This is a genomic window from Paracoccus marinaquae (genome assembly GCF_018860165.1).
Lineage (GTDB): Bacteria > Pseudomonadota > Alphaproteobacteria > Rhodobacterales > Rhodobacteraceae > Paracoccus > Paracoccus marinaquae.
On sequence record NZ_JAHKNG010000051.1, the window covers coordinates 1 to 19,316 of the forward strand.

Here is a 19,316-nt window from a genome sequence, read left to right on the forward strand (position 1 = left end):
CCCAGATGCGCGGTCAGTTCGGCTCCGAGCATCCGTTCCATCAGCCGGATCTTCAGTTCTTTCATCAGCCCGGCATCGCCGAGCAGGTCCTCCGGGCGCTCAACGCCTTTCAGCAACTCGTCCAGAACTTCCTTGGAGATCGTCATACATGCTTCCTTTCGGTGAAGCATGGACCCGATCAATCATACACAAAAGATCGGACACTCCCTGGAGGCCTGCGGCGACGCGCATTTTAACCGCCCCAACCCCGCCCCAGAGACTTTTGCCGATCGTCTCCGCAAGGCCGGAAAGCCGCACAGGGTGATCGTAACCGCCGTCGCACGAAAGTTCGTCTGCATCGCAGACACCTTGTGCAAAAATCAGGTCTGGGAGCCGAGGTCCGTCTGAGTGACACAGTTGCTAAGGTGATCGCCAGACGCCGCGGACCCTTAACCTCAACCTACTGTACGATCAGATCCGCGTGCAAAGCGCCAGCCGCATGAATTGACTTGAGAATGTCGATCATATCACGGGGGCGAACTCCCAGGGCGTTCAACCCCTCCACCAGATCACTCAAGGTCGCATTTTCCGCAACCTCTGCAAAACCGATACCCGGTTCATCCCTGACTTCCGCAAAGGTACGTGGAACGGTGACCGTCTGCCCTTGGGCAAAGGGATTGGGCTGAGAAACGACCGCGGCTTCGCTGACTCTCAGGGTCAGGTTTCCTTGCGATACCGCAACCCTGGAAATCCGGACGCGTTCGCCCATCACGATCGTGCCCGCCCTGTGGTCGATGACCACCTTGGCGCGATCCTCGGGTTCGACGAGGAGATTCTCGATCCGTCCGACCACGCGCGCGGGGTTCACCGAGCCCAGTTCGCGAAACTCGACAATCACTGTCCCGCTGTCCTGTGCGACCGCGAGGCGTTTGTTGAAATCCGCGTTGATCGCATCCTCGATACGCGCCGCGGTGGTGAAGTCCGCGTTACGAAGAGCGATGCGGATATTCTGGATCTCGGCGAAATCGAACTCGACCTCACGCTCGACCCGCGCGCCCACCGGTATCGTTCCAGCGGTGGGAACGCCTTCGACGACGCGGGACGCCTCTCCCGAGATTGAAACGCCGCCGGCGATGATCGATCCTTGCGCCACGGCATAGATATTACCATCCGCGGCCAGCAATGGTGTCATCACCAGCGTCCCCCCCAGAAGGCTTTCCGCGTCACCTATGGTCGAGACGTTGACATCGATCCGACTGCCCGATCGGGCGAAAGGTGGAAGTGACGCGGTCACCAGCACGGCCGCGACGTTTTTCGATCTGAGAGCATCGTCCGTGGCATTGACCCCGAGGCGCTCCAGAAGCCCCCCAAGGATGTCTTCGGTAAAGGGCGCGTTGCGAAAGCCGTCGCCGGTGCCGTCCAGTCCGACAACCAGACCGTACCCCACCAGGTCATTTCCTCGGACACCGTCGAAATCGGCGATATCCTTGATACGGACCGGCGCTGCCAGCAGGGTCACCGGAAGAAAGCTGAGAAGAATGACTGCAAGAAAGGTTCTCACCGCAGGAAATCCACCAGCTTGAGTTTCGACAGACGCGCCGTGACCGAATAGAGCATCTCCAGTTGGGACTCGACCTGCGTGAGCTTGCCCGCAGTCTCGAAAGGATCGGCAATGCGAAGATTGTTGCGGGCCGTCTGCAGGGTCGCGTCCGCGGCCGAGTTTTCGGCCTGCGCACGTTCGATGAATTGCTGTGTCAAGCCAGTTCTTGCAGATTCGGCCAGAAGGCGCGAACTGTTGTCAAGCAGGGCTTGCCCGCCCCGCTGCATCAGGTCTCGCTGCTCGTGATACTGTCCCGCCAGCACACCGCGCCCCACCAGGGCCGCGGTTGCCAGCCCCTTCAGTACATCGCGCAATGCCGGGTCCGCGGCAGTCGTCCCGAACTCGACCGACTGTCCTTCGGCGACGGAAATGGTCTGCGAAACGCCATTGGTGCCCTGATAGGCGACATCCAGAAAACCGCCCCCGCCGACCGGCGCATCGAACCAGTCCGAGACCGCCTGGACGACGTCGTTGGCCGTCGTCAAGCCAGCGGTTTCGGCCACCAGAGCGTCAAGAATTGCGGTTCCAGAGGTCAGCGCCGGGGCATCACTGTTCAGTCCGGAGAACAGATAGCGCCCACCGACGGCGCCGTTCAGACGCGAAACCACCGTTTCAAAGGCCTGTTCAACCTCGTCCGCGCGCATCGCCAGCAGGCTCGTGGTCTCGCTGAAGGGTTCGGCGACCAGCGACAGGCCCAGAGTACTTGTCTGCGTTTCCACGGCCCCGAGGACATCCTGAATTCCCTTGGCGAACGACGCGGCCTCGGAGGCGTTTCGCTGGAATTGCTGGGTCAGCGTGATACGCGCCTCGATCAGGGCAAGCGACTGGGTGTTGCCCTGCAGCCGCTGACCGATATCCGAGGTCTCACCGCTTGCCATTTCGTCCGTCAGCGTCGCGAGTGTCGTCTTGAGGCGGTAGGATGCCACCTGCAGCGCGAAGGCGCGCGCCCGATCACCAATGGAATAAACCGTCATCGTCAAAGCCTCAGGATATTGTCCATCATTTCTTCGATAGCCTGGATGACGCGGGCATTCGCGGCATAGGCCTGTTCGTATTGCAGCAGGCGCTGCATCTCGGCATCGCTGTCCACGCCATCAGCCATCAGCCGCGCCGAGATCGTTTCTGCACGACTGTTGCGCATCGCGTGATCGGTCTCGGCATTGACCTTGCGCGTGCTTGCACGGGCTTCAACCGTGCCGAAGCGGTCCTGCAGCGAACCGTTTCCGTCGAACCCACTGCCGGGTTGAGATGCGCCCACCGCGCCCAGCGCGTCGACAAGCGACAGCAGCAACGATGAATCACCCACGGGCCCGGCCGTCGCCGCACCGATCCCGCTGCGGATCCGCCACAGATCGCCACCCAGTTCCGGCCGGACCTGCGCGTTGACTTCAAGGCGCTGCGCGAGACCGTTTACGGACGCGGCATCGGCCAGGCCGCCGGCATCCGTGAACAGTCCCGGATCCGCCACGCCCAGGGTGCCATCCGCCGCCGGGTCCGCAAGCCTTTCGTGAAGATCGAAGGCCAGCGCGTCGAGTTCCTGCTGAACCTGTGGGGCAAGTTCATCACGAACAGCAAAGTTCGCCGCCAGCGAGCCCCCGGAAAAGAGGCGCATCTGACCCTCGGTCAGTTCCTGGCCATTCTGGACCAGTCGCATCATCGGCGCGGTTCCGGCAACCAGGTCAGGGGTCATCTGTCCGACGGCCGTGAACGCCAGCCGGGTCGGCTGGCTGCCATCCAGAAGAACTGCGCCTTCGGTGGTGAACAGCGCGACCTTGCCGTGTTCTCGCGCGACTTCCTGCACCGGCACGATCTGTCCGATCCCGTCGATCACCGCCTGTCGTTCGTCAACCAGCGATGAGGGATCCGCCCCCTCGCTTTCAAGGATTGCGATGCGCCGGTTCAGATAGGCCACGCGCTCGAGGCCCGCGTTCAGGGCGGAAACATCCGAGGCAATGGCCCGGTCAGCGGTCGCCCGGGCCTCCTGCACCGCGGCCGAGCTTTGGTTCAGCCGCTCGGCAAGCCTGGCGGCCGCATCCACCACCGATGTCAGGCGCAACTCGTCATCGGGGCGTGCTGCCGCCGACTGCAACGCACTGCGGAACCTGGTCAGGGCCGTTGTCAGCGCCCCTTCCTCGCCGGGAAGGCCGATCGTTTCGGTCATGCGGGCCAGAAAATCCGCCCGTACCGACGATTCCGAACGGGCCGAGGCCGCCAGCCGTGCCTCGGACACGAGGGTGGCATTGACCATGCGCGTGGCGCCGTCGATGCGAACACCGCCCCCGTTGCCGCCCAGCGTCTGCGCCGACAGGGCGACCTCTCGGCGCCCATAGCCGGGCGTCATCACGTTGGCGAGGTTCGCGGCCACCGTTTCGGTTCCGCGCGCGGTGGCGGTCAATCCCGAAACCGCGTTGCTCAGCGCCCGTGCGATACTCATGTCTTGTCTCCCAGCAGAAGGTCGTTCGCGGCAGTCCTATCAGCGCTTGATATTCGTGGTTTCCTGCAGCATCTCGTCCACGGTCTGGATCACCTTCGCATTGGACGAATAGGCGCGTTGGGTCTGGATCAGATGGGTCAGTTCCTCGGCGACATCGGTGGTCGAGGCTTCCCGGGCATAGCCCTGAATCGCCCCGGTCGGACCATCGCCCGCGTTCCAGAGGAAGAAATTCCCCGAGGTCGGCGAAATCTTGAACGCCTGCGCGTCAAGCGAGATGAGGCCGTTCGGGTTCGGAACATCGGCCAGTGGGATCTGGTAGAGCGTCTTCACGAAGCCGGTGTCATAGGTCGCCTTCATGAACCCGTCCTCGTCGATCTCGACGGCGGTCAACTGACCGACGGGTGAGCCGTTCTTGGAGATGTTGGTGGGCGCGAAGCTTGCGGAAAGCTGCCTCAGCCCGGTCGCCCCCGCCGGGGTTCCGATGAACAGCTCCATCGGCCCTCCGGCGACGTTCAGCGCCAATGCGCCGGTGGTCGCATCATATGCGCCACCTGACAGCGTCGTTACCGACTGGATGCTGCCGCCATTGGCTTGGCTGTCGTCGAATACGATCCGGTAGGAACCAATCAGGTTGGCTGCGGGGTCCGAGGCGGAATCCCTGACCTCCATCACCCAGGTGTTGGACATGCCCGTCGGGTCGCTGGTGTCGGGAACAAAGGTGATGTCCAGCGATTCCGACGTACCGAGATTGCCGAAATATTCGACCTTCAGGGCCAGCGGATCGCCCGATGCGGTCGGCACGGTTTCGGTTGCGGGCAGGTTCACCCCAAGGCTGACCCGCGTCGTCGGGTCACCCGCTGTCTGGTTGGCGGCGATCCGCACCGGCTCCAGGGCGCCCATCGTGTCACGCGGCGTCAGCGGCACCGTTCCGTCCGACTGCGCCGGCCAGCCCAGCAGGACCAGCCCCGATTCGGTCCGCAGCACCCCCTCGGCATCGGTCCGGAACGAGCCGGTCCGGGTCAGCATCATCGGCAGCTGCTCGAAACCGTTGTCAAGATCGACGGCCGAGGTGACGGGCAGCATGCCGCGCCCGCTGATCGCGATGTCCAAGGGATGGGAGGTCGGCACCAGGGCCCCGTCCTCCTCGATCGCGCGATAGGTCGAGGCCCTGACGCCCCCTGCGGAATAGAGCCCGGCCGAACGGTTCTGGTTCAGGACGAAGGCATCGAATTCGGTCTCCATCCGCTTGTAGCCATAGGTTCCGGAATTCGCGATGTTGTCCGAGATCGTCGCAAGTCTGGTCGAGTTCGCCGCGAGACCGACAACGCCTGCATTCAGCGCGGATGACATGGACATGAAGGCCCCCTTTTCAGATCAGTTTCTGCCGCGACTATCCTGCCGACAGCTTAAGATTCGCCTAACCGCCACGCGGAAGGCCCGTTCATCTCAGTAAAATCACTTCGATCCGGTTGTTCGCCGGATCCATCGGGTTCGCCGAGCGGTTCTTGCGATCGGCATAGCCCGTCACCTTCTGGAACCGGCGCGGCTCCATCCCGGCGCGCTCCAGCAGGTTGCGCACGGCATGCGCGCGCGCGTCCGACAGGGCCCATACCGGCGATGAGACCAGCATCTCTGGATAGGCGCGCACATGGCCGGATACCGCCAGTTCGTTGCGGGTCCGGCCCAGTACGCGGGCGACGATCACCGCAAGTTCGGTCAGTGCCGGCTGCGGCTGCGCGGTATCCTCGACGAACAGCGGCTGGCCGGTCAGGTCGGTCAGTTCGATCACCAGCCCCTCGTCGGTCATCCGGGTCACCACATGACGCAGAAGGTTCGTCAGCTGCATCGATTCGGCGCCGGTTCCCGTCAGCTGCTGCTGGACATGGCGGGCAAGTTCCTCGAAATCTGCCGCCTTCTCGCTGTCGGGAACGTTCTGGATGACGGCGTGACGCACGCCCGCCTCGATTCCGTCACCGGCGGCGCCCGGCGTGCGGACGATGGTCGGATTGAAATAGTCGGCAAGACCTTCCCGCTGTTTCTCGGTGGTCGCGTTCAGCAGCCACATCAGCAGGAAGAAGGCCATCATCGCCGTCACGAAATCGGCATATGCGACCTTCCAGGCGCCCCCATGATGGCCAGCCTCGCCGGGGGCGCTTCCCTTCCGGATGATGATCGCGGCCCCAGACGAGCCTTTTCCCGCAGCCATGACGCCACCCAGCCTTGCAACACTTGGGTAGAATGTTGCGGCAGCGCGGCGATCAAACAAGTTAACGGATCAAATGCGACCTATTCAGTCATAGTGGCGGCGATCCTCGATGACCTTGCCGTCATTGGGCAGGCTGCCCGGCGGAACGATCTGCACCCGCCCTTTCAGCTTCAGCGTATCGGCCACCGAGGCGGCATAGGCATCCGGCCCATCCGCCGTCGATTCCAGTTGCACGGTCATCACGTCCATCTCGCCATCACGCTCGGCGATGACCCGGGCACGGGCGATCTCGGGGTGGCGGGCGACAAGCGCCGCGACCTGTTCGGGGCGGACGAACATGCCCTTGATCTTGGTCGTCTGATCCGCCCGGCCCATCCAGCCCTTGATACGCATGTTAGTGCGCCCACAAGGGCTGGTGCCGGAGATCGTGGCGGACAGATCGCCCGTGGCAAAGCGAAGCAGCGGATAGTCGGGGTTCAGCGTCGTGACCAGAACCTCGCCCACCTCGCCCTCGGGCACCGGATCGCCGGTTCCGGGGCGGACGATTTCCACGATCACCCCCTCATCGACGACCATGCCGTCCAGCGCCTCGGTCTCATAGGCGATAAGGCCCAGATCGGCGGTGGCATAGCATTGCCGGGTGACGATCCCGCGATCCGCATAATCCTGCCGCAGCGACGGAAACAGCGCCCCGCCGCTGACCACCGCCCTGGTGAAGCCCAGCCGTTCCCCCATCCCGTCCGCCCGGTCGAGGATCACCTTCAGGAAATCGGGCGTGCCGGCATAGCAGGTCGTGCCGATATCGACGGCGGCGCGGACCTGCAGGTCGGTCTGGCCGGTTCCGGCGGGCAATACCGCCGCATCGACGGCGCGGGCGGCGGAATCGAACATCATTCCCGCCGGCGTCAGGTGATAGCCAAAGCAGTTCTGCACGATATCGCCGCGCCCCACGCCCGAGGCGTGCATGAAACGGCCCAGCCGCCACCAGTCACCCTCGCGCCGGCCGGGTTCATAGATCGGACCGGGGCTTTGAAAGACGTGGTCGAATTCGGCCGCGCGCCGCGTGGTATAGCCGCCGAAGGGCGGTGCCTTCTTCTGCGCCTCGAACAGTTCCGCCTTGCGGATCACCGGCAGACGCGCCAGCGCCGCCCGGTCGGTGACACCCGCGGGATCGACCTCGCGCAGCAGCCGCGCCAGCGCGGGCGCGGTCTTGGCGCGGTTCAGGGCCACGGGCAGTTCCGCCGCCAGGGCGGCTTCGCGCGCGTCGGGGCTGCGGGTTTCCAGATCGTCGTAATGGCTTGTCATGGTGGAAATCCTCAGGCCAGCCAGCGCTTGCGGCGGCGATAGCTGCGCACGTCGCGGAAGGATTTTCGGCCCTCGTCCGACATGCCCAGATAGAATTCCTTCACGTCCGGATTCTCGCGCAGCGCCGCCGCCGGGCCATCCATCACCACCCGGCCGTTTTCAAGGATATAACCGTAATGGGCATAGCGCAGGGCGACATTGGTGTTCTGCTCGGCCAAAAGGAAGGTCACGCCCTCGCCCTCGTTCACCGCCTTGACGATCTCGAAGATCTGCTCGACCAGTTGCGGGGCAAGGCCCATCGATGGCTCGTCCAGCAGGATCGTCTCGGGGCGCGACATCAGCGCGCGGCCCATCGCCACCATCTGCTGCTCGCCGCCCGAGGTATAGCCGGCCTGGCTTTTGCGGCGCTCCTTCAGGCGCGGGAAATAGTCATATACCATCTCCAGATCCTGCCGCACCGCCGCCGCGCCGTCGCTGCGGGTATAGGCACCGGTCAGCAGGTTCTCCTCGACCGTCAGATGTTCGAAACAGTGGCGCCCCTCCATCACCTGGATGACGCCCTTCTTGACCAGCGTGGCCGGGTTCAGATCGGCCACCCGCTCGCCGCGATAGCTGATCGTGCCCTTGGTGACCTCGCCGCGTTCGCTGGCCAAGAGGTTCGAGATCGCCTTCAGCGTCGTCGTCTTGCCCGCCCCGTTGCCGCCCAGAAGCGCGGTGATGCCGCCCTTCGGCACGGACAGGCTGACGCCTTTCAGCACGAGGATCACATGGTTGTAGATCACCTCGATATTGTTGACTTCCAGCAGGTTCTCGCTGTTCGTGGCGTCCAGCATGGCGGTTCTCCGGTGGGTGGTGGCCCGGCGGTGGTCACACCGCCGGGCCGGATGCGTCAGCAGTCGCGCGGGGTGATCCCGGCTTCCTTCGCATAGGCCTCGCTGTCCTCGGTGATCAGCGGGGCGAGGACCTCCTGATCCGGCTCCGAGAACTCGGTGATCAGGTTCCACTTGCCGGCCGCGGCGTCCCATTGCTGCATGCGGGACATGCCGCTACCGCCATGGTTGTCGCAGGTCATCTTGATCTCGGGGCCGAAATCGGGAAGGCCAAGCTCTTCCAGACGTGCGGGCGTGATGTCCAACTGCTCGAAGCCGTCGCGCAGCTGCGTCGCGGTGATCGCCGAAGTGCCGGCCAGTTCCTGCGCCTTGCGGATCGCCTCCGAGATGACCAGCGCCGCATACATGCCGCGCGAATACAGCACCGAGCCGACATGCTCGCCGCCCTGCGAAGCCTTGCCGGGGTCGATGACATATTGCTTCAGGTCACCATAGATCGGGTATTCGGTGCCGACACCATGGAAGGTCAGCGCCTTGTAGCCATTGGCGCCGGCGCCAACCGGCGTCACGTCAACCTCGGAACCCGACCACCAGATGCCGATGAAATTCTCCATCGGAAAGCGGATATTGGCGGCTTCCTGAATGGCGGCCTGGTTCATCACGCCCCAGCCCCAGATCAGCACGTAATCAGGCTTGTCACGGCGGATCTGCAGCCATTGGCTTTTCTGTTCCTGGCCGGGCGCATCGACCGGGATTTCGGTCAGCGAGAAGCCGTGCTTGGCGGCCAGATCCTGCAGCGTGCGGATCGGCTCCTTGCCATAGGCCGAATTGTGATAGACCAGCGCGATCTTCTTGCCGTTCAGGTCGCCGCCGTTCTCGGCCAGCAGATAGTTGATCGCCCCCGACGCGCCGTCCCAGTAGTTCGCGGGCGCGTTGAACACCCACTCGAAGACCTTGCCGTTCTTGGCCGAGGTCCGGCCATAGCCCGGCGTGTAAAGCGGGATCTTGTCCACGCTGACCTTCGGGATCAGCTGATAGGTGATGCCGGTGGACAGCGGGTTATAGACCAGCGCACCCGAGCCCTTGGTGCTTTCATAGCATTCCACGCCCTTTTCGGTGTTATAGGCGGTCTCGCATTCCGGCACCTGAACGATCTCGCCGCCGATGCCGCCGTCGCGTTCGTTCAGCAGGGTGAAGTAATCGTTGAAACCGTCGGCATATTGCGTGCCGTTGGCGCCGTAGGGGCCGGTGCGATAGCTGAGATTGGGCACCACGAGATCGGCCATGGCGGGCGCTGCCGCCATCATCCCGGCTGCCACGAGTGCGGTGAGTTTCGTCTTCATTCGGGTTTCCTCCCAGGTTGAACTTGCCGGTTATCCGGTCTTTTCGGGTCTAATGCGGGAACGGCCAGAGCCGCAGTTTCTCTTTCGCCAGCGCCCAGAGCCGGGCAAGGCCATGCGGCTCGACGATCAGGAAAAAGACGATCAGCGCGCCGACGATCATCAGCTCAAAATGCGCGGCCAGATCGGTGGGCCAGCCGAAGCTGCCGACCAGCACGTTCTTCAGCAGGACCGGCAGCAGCACCATGAAGGCGGCGCCCGCGAAGCTGCCGAAGATGCTGCCCAGCCCGCCGATGATGATCATGAACAGGACAAGGAAGCTCTTGTTGATGCCGAAGGCCTCGCCGACCTCGGCCGCACCCAGATAGACGGCGAACAGCAACGCCCCGGCAACGCCGATGAAGAAGCTGCTGACCGCGAAGGCAGAGAGCTTGGCCGTCAGCGGGTTCACCCCGATGATCTCGGCCGCGATATCCATGTCGCGGATGGCCATCCACTTGCGCCCCAGCGTGCCGCGCGTCAGGTTCCGCGCCACCCAGGCCAGCAGCAGCGCGAAGATCAGGCAGACAAGGTATTTGCCGGCGGCGCTGGTCGCCGGGCCGGTCACCGCCCAGCCCAGAACCGTGCGCTCGGGCGCGTTGATCTGGCCCGAGGCGGAATAGTTGTAGAACCACGGCACCTTGTTGAACAGCCAGACAAGGAAGAACTGCGCGGCCAGCGTGGCGACAGCCAGGTAGAAGCCCTTGATGCGCAGGCTGGGCAGGCCGAACAGCATGCCGACCACGGCGGTAATGCCGCCGGCCAGCAGGATATGGATGACGACGCTAATCTCGGGGAAGGCGGTCATCAGCTTGTAGACGGCATAGGCGCCAACCGCCATGAACCCGCCGGTGCCAAGGCTGACCTGCCCGGCATAGCCGGTCAGGATGTTCAGCCCCAGGGCCGCGATGGCATAGATCAGGAAGGGCACGAAGACGGCATTGGCCCAGTAATCGTTGATGACGAAGGGGATGATCCCGAAGGCCACGGCCAGCGCCGCGTAATAGCCCCAGCGGTCCAGCCGGATCGGGAAGGTCTGGCCATCATCACGATAGCCCGTCTTGAAATCGCCTGCCTCGCGGTAGATCATTGCTTGCCCCTTTTTCTCATACCCGCTCGATGATCCGCTCGCCGAACAGGCCCTGCGGCCGGAAGACGAGGAAGATCAGCGCCAGCACATAGGCGAACCAGTTCTCGGTCGCGCCGCCGATCAGCGGGCCGATCCAGAATTCGAACAGCTTTTCGCCGACGCCGATGATCAGCCCGCCGACGATGGCGCCGGGGATCGAGGTGAAGCCGCCCAGCATCAGCACCGGCAGCGCCTTCAGCGCGATCAGCGACAGGCTGAACTGCACGCCCGACTTGGTGCCCCACATGATGCCCGCGACCAGCGCCACGAAACCGGCGATCGACCAGACCATCACCCAGATGAAGCGCAGCGAGATCCCGACCGACAGCGCCGCCTGGTGATCGTCGGCCACCGCCCGCATGGCGCGGCCCTGCTTGGTATATTGCGAGAAGGCGACCAGTGCGGCGACCAGCAGCGCGGCGATCGCCGTCGCCCAGATGTCCAGCCGGTCGATGAAGAAGCCATAGCCGAACCACGCGGCGGTCACGGATTCGATGCTTTCGGAGATTCCCTGCGGCAGCCCGACATCCAGCGTCTTGATATCGGCGCCCCACATCACGTCGCCCAGTCCTTCGAGGAAATAGGCCAGCCCGATGGTTGCCATGAACAGGATGATCGGCTCCTGCCCGACCAGATGTTGCAGCACCAGCTTCTCGATCAGAACGGCCAGCAGCACCATCACCCCGGCGGTCAGCAGGATCGCCAGCACCGAGGGCAGGGTCCAGCCGAAGCTTTCCAGATGGGTGCCGAAGATGGCGTTGATCAGATGCCGGAACGGCACCTGCCCCTGCTGGATGCCGACCAGCGTCAGCGCCGCGAACAGCGCCAGCACCCCCTGGGCATAGTTGAACACGCCCGAGGCCTTGTAGATCAGCACGAAGCCAAGCGCGACCAGCGCATACATCACCCCGGTCATCAGACCGTTGAGGAATATCTCGGCGGAATAGATCAGCTGATCCATCAGGCACTCTCCCTGTCAGTCATGGGCCACCCCAAGATAGGCGTCGATGACTTCCTGATTGTTGCGCACCTCGTCGGGGGTGCCGTCGCCGATCTTGCGGCCGTAATCCATCACCACTACCCGGTCGCTGAGATCCATGACCACGCCCATGTCATGCTCGATCAGGGCGATGGTGGTGCCGAATTCGTCGTTCACGTCGAGGATGAAGCGGCTCATGTCCTCCTTTTCCTCGACGTTCATGCCGGCCATCGGCTCGTCCAGCAGCAGCAGTTGCGGCTCGGCGGCCAGCGCGCGGGCCAGTTCGACCCGTTTCTTCAGCCCGTAGGGCAGACGGCCCACCGGCGTCTTGCGGATGTTCTGGATCTCCAGGAAGTCGATGATCTTCTCGACCTGCTCGCGGTTGGCGATCTCCTCGCGCTCGGCCGCGCCCCACCACAGCGCCTGGCTGAGGAACCCGGCCTTCATCTTGTTCAGCCGCCCGGTCATGATATTGTCCAAAACCGACATGCCATCGAACAGCGCAATGTTCTGGAAGGTGCGCGCGATGCCCAGCCGCGCCACCTCATAGGGTTTCATCGGCCCGCGCCGGTGGCCCCGGAACCAGACCTCGCCCTCCTGCGGGACATAGAAGCCTGAGATCACGTTCAGCATCGAGGACTTGCCGGCCCCGTTCGGGCCGATGATGGCACGGATCTCACCCTCGCGGATGTCGAAGCTGATATCCTTGATCGCCTCGACCCCGCCGAAGCGCAGGGTGATGTTGCGCATGTCCATCAGCACGCCGCCGATCTGGCGGCCGTCGGCGGTGGTGTAAGTTTCAACGGCAGGGCTATGTGTCATTGGGAAACTCTCGGCAAGTCATCACATCCCTTGGCGTCATATTCGCCCTGCATCACGGCCGCGCGCAGACGATACCACTCGCGCAAGGCCTCAAAGCGCTTGTCCATACCCTTGTCGCCTCTGTCAGGCTCGCCACGCTCCAATTTGAACAGATCGTTGCGTATCTGGTAGGCTTCGGCATAGTACCGTCCCATCCCTGCCTCGGCGGATCCGCCGAATGCCTCGGGTCGCATCAGGCCCGGAAAATCGTTTCCTCCGGCCTCGATCAGGGGAACACCCAGAGTCAGTGCCCGGCGGAAATGCTCATCCGTTCGCTCGCTTGCTAGGGCGGGCGCCATGACACGAGCCGGCAAGGGTTCCTTGGCGTGACTGATCATGGCGGCAAAGACCGCGCAGTCGGTCTGTTTGATCACCTCGAGGCCGGCTTCTGTCGCGAAGCCCGGGGTCGCGAAAACTGCCGAGGCGAAACAGAGCATACCCGCAAATGTGACACGAAGGCTCATTCCGCCGTCACTTTCCGCGGCGCTATCACGCCCGACATCAGCGCGTCCCCGATCTTGAGCGTCGCCCTGATCAACCCCTTGCGGCCGTCGGCGGTGGTGTAACCCTGCTCCATGACGTTCATCGTGTTCCTGTCTCCTCGCCGGGTTTCTGCGCGATCCATGCGATGGCCCCCGAGACCGTGGCGCGCGGCAGGATCAGTTCCTGCGGTTGCGGCCAGCGGCGTTGGCGCAGGGCGGCCTGCGCGGCCTTGGGCGCCAGATACCACCAGTTCATCAGGCGCCCCATGAAGCTCAGCGGCTTCGTGGCCTTGTTGCCCATCTGCATGATCGCGACGAAGCCCGGCCATGCCGTTTCGGGCCAGATATAGAGCGGTTTCAGCCCGGCAAGGCTCAGCGCCATGTGAACGCCGAAGGGGCTCATGTGAAAATAGCTGGCATCATGCCAGGGCTCGAGAAACGAGGCCGAGCCAAGGTGATAGCCGCCCGGTCGCAACACCCGTGCGGCCTCCTGCGCGGCCAGTTGCGGGAAGGCCAGATGTTCCCAGACCGCGGCACTGTAGATCACGTCGGCAGAGCCGTCCCGAAATGGAAGCGCATGACTGTCGCAGAGCAGGTCGGCACCGCCATGTTTCTGCAGCCAGTCGTGAACGCGTGTCTTCGAGATATCGGTGCCCAGATAGCGCAGCCCCTGCCCCTCGACCCATTCGCGCATCTGCGCCCCGCCGCAACCGAGGTCAAGCACCAGGCTGTCCTTGGACAACCCCGCCATGATATCGGCATGCGCCCGGTCGAGATGATAGGTGCCGCCGCGCGGCTGGCCATGGCGGGCCGGATAGCGGAAGAAACTGTCGGTCTTCAATCGCGACGGATCGCAGGCGCCATGCGGCAGGTCGAACCCGACCTGGCGTCCGCGGGTGGGAAACAGCACCGGCGTGCCGTCCTCCTCTGCCCCGAAGGTCATTCCGCACTGGTCACATCGTGTGGCCTGCGCCAGCGGCGCCCGGCAATCGGGGCAGGCCAGCAGGCCGGCCCACGGCGCCATCTCGGCGAGGTTGTCATTTGTCTGCGCAAGGGAATTCATCATGCGGCTACTGCCTTTCGAGCCCAATCTCCGAATACCTGCGCATCCTCGATCTTAAGCGTCGCCTTGATCAACCCCTTGCGGCCGTCCTCATAAGTCACTTCGGTTTCGGTGTAGATGCTGGAGGAGCCGTCATAGAGCGCGGTCACCAGATCGGCGAACTTGTCGTTGATCACCGCCCGGCGGACCTTGCGGGTGCGGGTCATCTCGCCGTCATCGGGATCCAGTTCCTTGTGCAGCACCAGAAAGCGGTGGATCTGACAGCCCGACAGCATCTCGTCCTCGGCCACGGACCGGTTCACCGCCTCGACATGTTCCCTGATGGTCGCATAGACCTGCGGATGGCCGGCCAGTTCCTGATACGAGGCATAGGCGATGTTGTTGCGCTCGGCCCAGTTGCCGACCGCATTGAGATCGATATTGATCATCGCCGTGCAGAAGTCGCGGCCATTGCCCAGCACCACGGCTTCCAGGATGTTGGGATAGAATTTCAGCTTGTTCTCGACATATTTGGGCGCGAACATGCTGCCATCCGCCATCTTTCCGACATCCTTGGCGCGGTCGATGATGCGCAGATGCCCGGTCTTTTCCTCGAAGAACCCGGCGTCACCGGTGGCCACCCAACCCTGCGAATCCTTGGTCGAGGCGGTGCTGTCCGCATTCTTGAAATATTCGACGAAGGTGCCGGGGCTGCGATAGAGAACCTCGCCATTCTCGGCAATCCTGACCTCGACCCCCGGCGACGGCACGCCGACCGTGTCCGAGCGCACCTGCCCGTCCGGCTGCTGGGTGATGAAGACCGAGGCCTCGGTCTGGCCGTAAAGCTGTTTCAGATTGATCCCGAGGCTGCGGTAGAAATCGAAGATCTCGGGTCCGATCGCCTCGCCGGCCGTATAGCCGACGCGGATGCGCGACAGGCCCAGCGTGTTCTTCAGCGGGCCATAGACGAAGATGTTGCCCAGCCCGTAGGCCAGCCGGTCACCAAGGCTTACCCGCTCGCCATCCAGAAGCGCCGGGCCGACGCGGCGGGCGATTTCCATGTAATGCCTGAACAGCCAGCGCTTGATGCGGCCGGCATCCTCCATGCGGATCATCACCGAGGTCAGTTCGCCCTCGAAGACGCGCGGCGGCGCGAAGAAATAGGTCGGGCCGATCTCGCGCATGTCGGTCATCATCGTATGCGCGCCCTCGGGGCAGTTGACGGTGAAACCCGCCCACAGCGCCTGCCCGACCGAGAAGATGAAATCGCCGACCCAGGCCATCGGCAGGTAGGCCACGACCTCCTCCCGCTGTCTCAGGTGGTCGAACTCGGCCGTGTTCTTCGAGGTCTCGATGATGTTGCGGTTGGACAGCACCACGCCCTTGGGCTTGCCCGTGGTGCCGCTGGTATACAGCATGACGCAGGTGCTGTCGTAATCCTGCGCGGCGATGCGGGCGTCCAGTTCCGGCCCCAGTCGCTGCGCGGCGGCGCGGCCCTCGGCCTGCACATCGGCCAGTGCGTTCATGCGTGAATGGTCGTATTTCCGCATCCCGCGCTTGTCGGTATAGAGGATCTGCTCGATGCCCTCGACGGTCTCCTCGACCTCGAGGACCTTGTCCACCTGTTCCTGATCGCCGCACAGCACGAAGCGGGCGCCGCAATGGCCCAGGACATAGGCCATCTCTTCGGCGACCGCGTCCTGATAGAGCGGCACCGGCACCGCGCCGCACATCTGCGCCGCGATCATGCCCCAGTAATGCGCCGGGCGGTTGCGGCCGATGATCGCGATGTGATCGCCGGGCTTCAGTCCCAGAACCAGCAGCCCGAGCGCCAGCGCCCGGATCTCGTCCGCAGCCTCGGCCCAGGTCCAGCTTTGCCAGATGCCGAATTCCTTCTCGCGATAGGCGGGCCGGTTGCCATAACGGGCCACATTCCGCGCCAGCAGCGCGGGAATCGAGTGCAATTCGCCCTGCGGCGCCTGCGGTTCCGTCATAATTCCTCCCGTATCACGCGGTGTTTTGACCGCGGTATCCGGAACGTCCCCTTTTTCCGGATGCCGCTACTCTTGCCGGCAATCTTTGCCGCAGTTTTTCGAGAATCCAACGAAATGTTACAAGGCTTTCGCGGCAATCCCGCCGGTGCTATCGCTGCGGACGGGAGGAGCGGGAATGGCAGACAGCGGCAGGGGGAGACAGGCAGGCGCGATGCCGGGCGGGCACGCCCGATGAGCCCGGAAGAACTGTGGGCGGACCTGACACGTTCGGGGCTGAACCTGATCGGCCAGGCGCTGTCGATCTTTGACGCCGATCTGCGGCTGGCAGTCGCAAACAGCCAGTATCAGGCGATGTTCGACCTGCCCGAACACCTCACCCGGCCCGGCACGACCTTTGAAGACACCATCCGGCTGCTGGTCCATCGCGGCGAATACGGCCCGCAGGACGACCCCGAAGCCGCCGTTGCCGTGCGCGTCGAACAGGCGCGCACCTTCCAGCCGCATTACTTCGAGCGCGAGCGCCCGGACGGCAGCTGGATCGCGGTCGAGGGGGCGCCGCTGGATCAGGGCGGATGGGTTGCCGTCTATACCGATATCACCGACATCAAGCGGCAGGAGGCGCTGCTGCGCGCCCGGTCCGAGGAACTGAGCGAACAGGTGCTGGACCATGCCGAGCGGCTGGCCGCCGCCAACCGCCAGTTGGCCGCGACCAATGCCGCCCTGCAAGAGGCACAGCGGATCCTGACCCGGACCGAGGCGCGCACCCGGCAGGTGACCGAGATGGTGCCCGCCCATATCGCCCATGTGGACGTCGATTATCACTATACCTTCTCGAACCGCCGCCAACCCCTGATCTTTCCCGGCGCGGCCGACCGGATCATCGGCCAGACGGTCGCGGAGGTGCTGGGGGCCGAGACCTTCACCACGCTGAAGCCGCATCTCGACCGGGCCCTGACCGGCGAGCCGCAGGTCTTCGAGATCACCCATCCGACCTCGGGCCGACGCATCCGCATCGCGCTGACCCCCGATCTGGCCGGTCAGGGCGCCTATGCCCTGTCCACCGATGTCAGCGACGAGGTGCAGGCGCGCGAAGCCCTGTCCCATGCCAGCAAGCGCAGCCTCGCGGCGCAACTGACCTCGGGCATGGCGCATGATTTCGGCAATCTTCTGACCATCATCCTTGGACTTCAGGGCCGGCTGGCGGCCATGGACCTGCCCGAGGACGCGGCCGAGGACGTGCAGTCCACGCTGGCCGCCGCGCGGCGTGGGGCGACGCTGCTCGGCCGGCTGTCGCGGATCAGCCTGCCGCGCGAGGTCAGCCTGCAGCCGGTCGATCTGCCGCGGCTGATCGCGGAGGTGGTGACGCTGGCCACCCCGTCGCTGGACGAGGGAACCCGGCTTGCGGTCCATACCGACCTGCCCGAGATACCGCTTCTGCTGGACCCCGAGGGGTTGCAGGATTCGCTTCTGAACCTGATCCTGAACGCCAATGCTGCGCTGGCCGGGCCGGGCCGGATCGAGATCCTCGCCCGCGCGCGCGGCGACTGGATCGGCATCTCGGTCGGCGATACCGGCCCCGGATTCTCGGACGAGGCTTTGCGTCGCGGCACCGAGCCGTTCTTCTCGACCAAGAAAAGCAGCGAAGGCTCGGGCCTCGGCCTGTCGATGGTCTATGACCAGACCAAGCTGGCGGGCGGCACCATGCGCCTCAGCAACACCGCCCAGGGCGCCCGTGTCACCCTGCGCCTGCCGCTGCGCCCGGTCACCCGGCAGATGCTGCTGCTGGTCGAGGATGACGATGCCGTGCGCAGCGGCATCCGCAGCCAACTGACCGGGCTTGGCCATGCGGTGATCGAGGCCGCCAGCCTGACCGAGGCGCGCGGCATGACCGACCTGCCCGGCCTGACCATGATCCTGTCGGACATCCAGCTGGGCGACGGCATGGGGTTCGAACTTGCCGGCCCGCTGCCGCTGGTGCTGATGACCTCGCTGCCGCCGGGCGATCCGCTGCGCGACCGCGCGCCCGGCCCGGTGCTGACCAAACCCTTCACCCCTGCCCGCCTCGCCACCGCACTGGCCGAGGCCGCCGCTGCTACGGAACACCCATGACCGACACGCCCCTGATCGCAATTCTCGATGACGAGCCCGAGATCCGCCGGCTGCTGTCCTCGGCCCTCGAAGAGGCGGGGTTCCGCACGGTGGGCTTCGCCCGCGCCACCGAGTTCGAGGCGGCCCTGCGCCGCATCACCCCGGATGCCTGCCTGATCGATCTGGGCCTGCCCGACCGCGACGGGCTGGCGCTGGTCCACCGGCTGGCGACCGAATCCGGCGCCGCGATCATCATCATCTCGGGACGCGCGCAGGTGCAGGACCGGGTGACCGGGCTGGAACTGGGCGCCGACGACTACATCATCAAGCCCTTCGAGCCGGCCGAGGTCGTCGCCCGCATCCGCGCCCGCCTGCGCAAGCCCGCGCAGCCGCAGGGCCGCGGCGGGCAGACGGTGCGCTTTGCCGGCTGGACGGCCGATTTCGACCGCTACGCGCTGATCGCCCCCGACGGCACCGAGACGCCCCTGAGCCATGCCGAGGCCGAGGTGCTGCGCATGTTCACCGACAATCCCCGCCGCCTGATCAGCCGCAGCCAGATGCTGGAAACCCTGGGCGGCGCGGCCGGCGACAGCTTCGACCGCGCCATGGATGTCCGCATCTCGCGGCTCAGGACCAAGCTGGGCGAGGATCCGAAAAACCCGCGCCTGATCAAGACGATCTATGGCGCGGGCTATATCTTTCTGGCCGAGACCGGGTGAGGTGGGGTGGCTGGTTTACGTGTCCACTTAACGGTCCCTCTTCAGGCCGGGCAGGTCAGACTCTAACCTCAGATGGAGGAGAAAGCGGGGGGCACAGCACGCATATCATGTCAACTCCATCGTCAAAGTTGACACCCCATGAATCACTCAAATGCAGATTTCGGAATCTGGAGGGTTCTGTGAGGTCGCGTGGCGGATCGGGGGCGTCTTGGCGCGTTCCGCGACCTCATTGAAGCCGGATTGAACGAAGCCGCGGTCCGGTTTGGCGCTATGGGAATTGTGGTGTTTG

At 64.4% G+C, this 19,316-nt stretch carries 17 protein-coding genes and 1 pseudogene; 2 read left to right on the forward strand and 16 right to left on the reverse strand.

All coding sequences use genetic code 11. The features are described 5' to 3' along the window. The 16 genes and pseudogenes from KNW02_RS21315 to KNW02_RS18230 form a co-directional block, all read right to left on the reverse strand. A pseudogene (locus tag KNW02_RS21315) lies at positions 1-146 on the reverse strand (IS256 family transposase); the annotation flags it as partial. 293 nt (positions 147-439) lie between these two features. Further along, positions 440-1,540: a flagellar basal body P-ring protein FlgI gene (locus KNW02_RS18165; protein ID WP_216034635.1), complete on the reverse strand. Its 1,101-nt coding sequence runs from the start codon at positions 1,538-1,540 to the stop codon at positions 440-442. Beyond that, entirely contained in the window at positions 1,537-2,553 is a 1,017-nt protein-coding gene (locus KNW02_RS18170) for a flagellin family protein (RefSeq protein WP_216034636.1), read from the reverse strand. The genes KNW02_RS18165 and KNW02_RS18170 overlap by 4 nt, the downstream gene beginning before the upstream one ends. Positions 2,554-2,555: 2 nt before the next feature. Further along, positions 2,556-4,013 carry a flagellar hook-associated protein FlgK gene (gene flgK / locus KNW02_RS18175; protein WP_216034637.1) on the reverse strand — a complete coding sequence of 486 codons (1,458 nt, stop codon included), beginning with the start codon at positions 4,011-4,013 and terminating at the stop codon, positions 2,556-2,558. 39 nt (positions 4,014-4,052) lie between these two features. Beyond that, a complete protein-coding gene (locus KNW02_RS18180; RefSeq protein WP_216034638.1) occupies positions 4,053-5,369 on the reverse strand; it encodes a flagellar hook protein FlgE in 1,317 nt (438 codons plus the stop codon). A gap of 85 nt (positions 5,370-5,454) precedes the next feature. Then, the gene (locus tag KNW02_RS18185) at positions 5,455-6,219 is read right to left on the reverse strand and encodes a flagellar motor protein MotB (RefSeq protein WP_216034639.1); all 765 of its coding nucleotides are present in this window, start codon (positions 6,217-6,219) and stop codon (positions 5,455-5,457) included. 84 nt (positions 6,220-6,303) lie between these two features. Further along, positions 6,304-7,524 carry a phenylacetate--CoA ligase family protein gene (locus KNW02_RS18190; RefSeq protein WP_216034640.1) on the reverse strand — a complete coding sequence of 407 codons (1,221 nt, stop codon included), beginning with the start codon at positions 7,522-7,524 and terminating at the stop codon, positions 6,304-6,306. An 11-nt stretch (positions 7,525-7,535) separates the two neighbouring features. Next, a complete protein-coding gene (locus KNW02_RS18195) occupies positions 7,536-8,357 on the reverse strand; it encodes an ABC transporter ATP-binding protein (RefSeq protein ID WP_216034641.1) in 822 nt (273 codons plus the stop codon). Positions 8,358-8,413: 56 nt separating this feature from the next. Further along, positions 8,414-9,697, reverse strand: a complete 1,284-nt coding sequence (locus tag KNW02_RS18200) for an ABC transporter substrate-binding protein (RefSeq protein ID WP_216034642.1) — start codon at positions 9,695-9,697, stop codon at positions 8,414-8,416. A gap of 49 nt (positions 9,698-9,746) precedes the next feature. Next, positions 9,747-10,823: a branched-chain amino acid ABC transporter permease gene (locus KNW02_RS18205; protein ID WP_216034643.1), complete on the reverse strand. Its 1,077-nt coding sequence runs from the start codon at positions 10,821-10,823 to the stop codon at positions 9,747-9,749. 16 nt (positions 10,824-10,839) lie between these two features. After that, positions 10,840-11,823 carry a branched-chain amino acid ABC transporter permease gene (locus tag KNW02_RS18210; RefSeq protein WP_431356772.1) on the reverse strand — a complete coding sequence of 328 codons (984 nt, stop codon included), beginning with the start codon at positions 11,821-11,823 and terminating at the stop codon, positions 10,840-10,842. Positions 11,824-11,838: 15 nt separating this feature from the next. Beyond that, positions 11,839-12,663 carry an ABC transporter ATP-binding protein gene (locus KNW02_RS18215; RefSeq protein ID WP_216034644.1) on the reverse strand — a complete coding sequence of 275 codons (825 nt, stop codon included), beginning with the start codon at positions 12,661-12,663 and terminating at the stop codon, positions 11,839-11,841. After that, a complete protein-coding gene (locus KNW02_RS18220; protein ID WP_216034645.1) occupies positions 12,660-13,166 on the reverse strand; it encodes a hypothetical protein in 507 nt (168 codons plus the stop codon). The genes KNW02_RS18215 and KNW02_RS18220 overlap by 4 nt, the downstream gene beginning before the upstream one ends. Next, positions 13,163-13,288: a hypothetical protein gene (locus KNW02_RS21145; protein WP_256447766.1), complete on the reverse strand. Its 126-nt coding sequence runs from the start codon at positions 13,286-13,288 to the stop codon at positions 13,163-13,165. The genes KNW02_RS18220 and KNW02_RS21145 overlap by 4 nt, the downstream gene beginning before the upstream one ends. Next, positions 13,285-14,250 carry a methyltransferase domain-containing protein gene (locus tag KNW02_RS18225; protein WP_216034646.1) on the reverse strand — a complete coding sequence of 322 codons (966 nt, stop codon included), beginning with the start codon at positions 14,248-14,250 and terminating at the stop codon, positions 13,285-13,287. Before KNW02_RS18225 ends, KNW02_RS21145 begins: the two co-directional genes overlap by 4 nt. Then, positions 14,247-16,220: an AMP-binding protein gene (locus KNW02_RS18230; protein WP_216034647.1), complete on the reverse strand. Its 1,974-nt coding sequence runs from the start codon at positions 16,218-16,220 to the stop codon at positions 14,247-14,249. Before KNW02_RS18230 ends, KNW02_RS18225 begins: the two co-directional genes overlap by 4 nt. A 231-nt stretch (positions 16,221-16,451) precedes the next feature. Between KNW02_RS18230 and KNW02_RS18235 the strand changes: the two genes are divergently transcribed. Together KNW02_RS18235 and KNW02_RS18240 are read left to right on the forward strand one after the other, a co-directional pair. Next, complete coding sequence (locus KNW02_RS18235) at positions 16,452-18,329, forward strand: hybrid sensor histidine kinase/response regulator (protein WP_216034648.1); 1,878 nt, start codon at positions 16,452-16,454, stop codon at positions 18,327-18,329. Beyond that, positions 18,326-19,027 carry a response regulator transcription factor gene (locus tag KNW02_RS18240; protein ID WP_216034649.1) on the forward strand — a complete coding sequence of 234 codons (702 nt, stop codon included), beginning with the start codon at positions 18,326-18,328 and terminating at the stop codon, positions 19,025-19,027. The genes KNW02_RS18235 and KNW02_RS18240 overlap by 4 nt, the downstream gene beginning before the upstream one ends. The last annotated feature ends 289 nt before the right edge of the window (positions 19,028-19,316 follow it).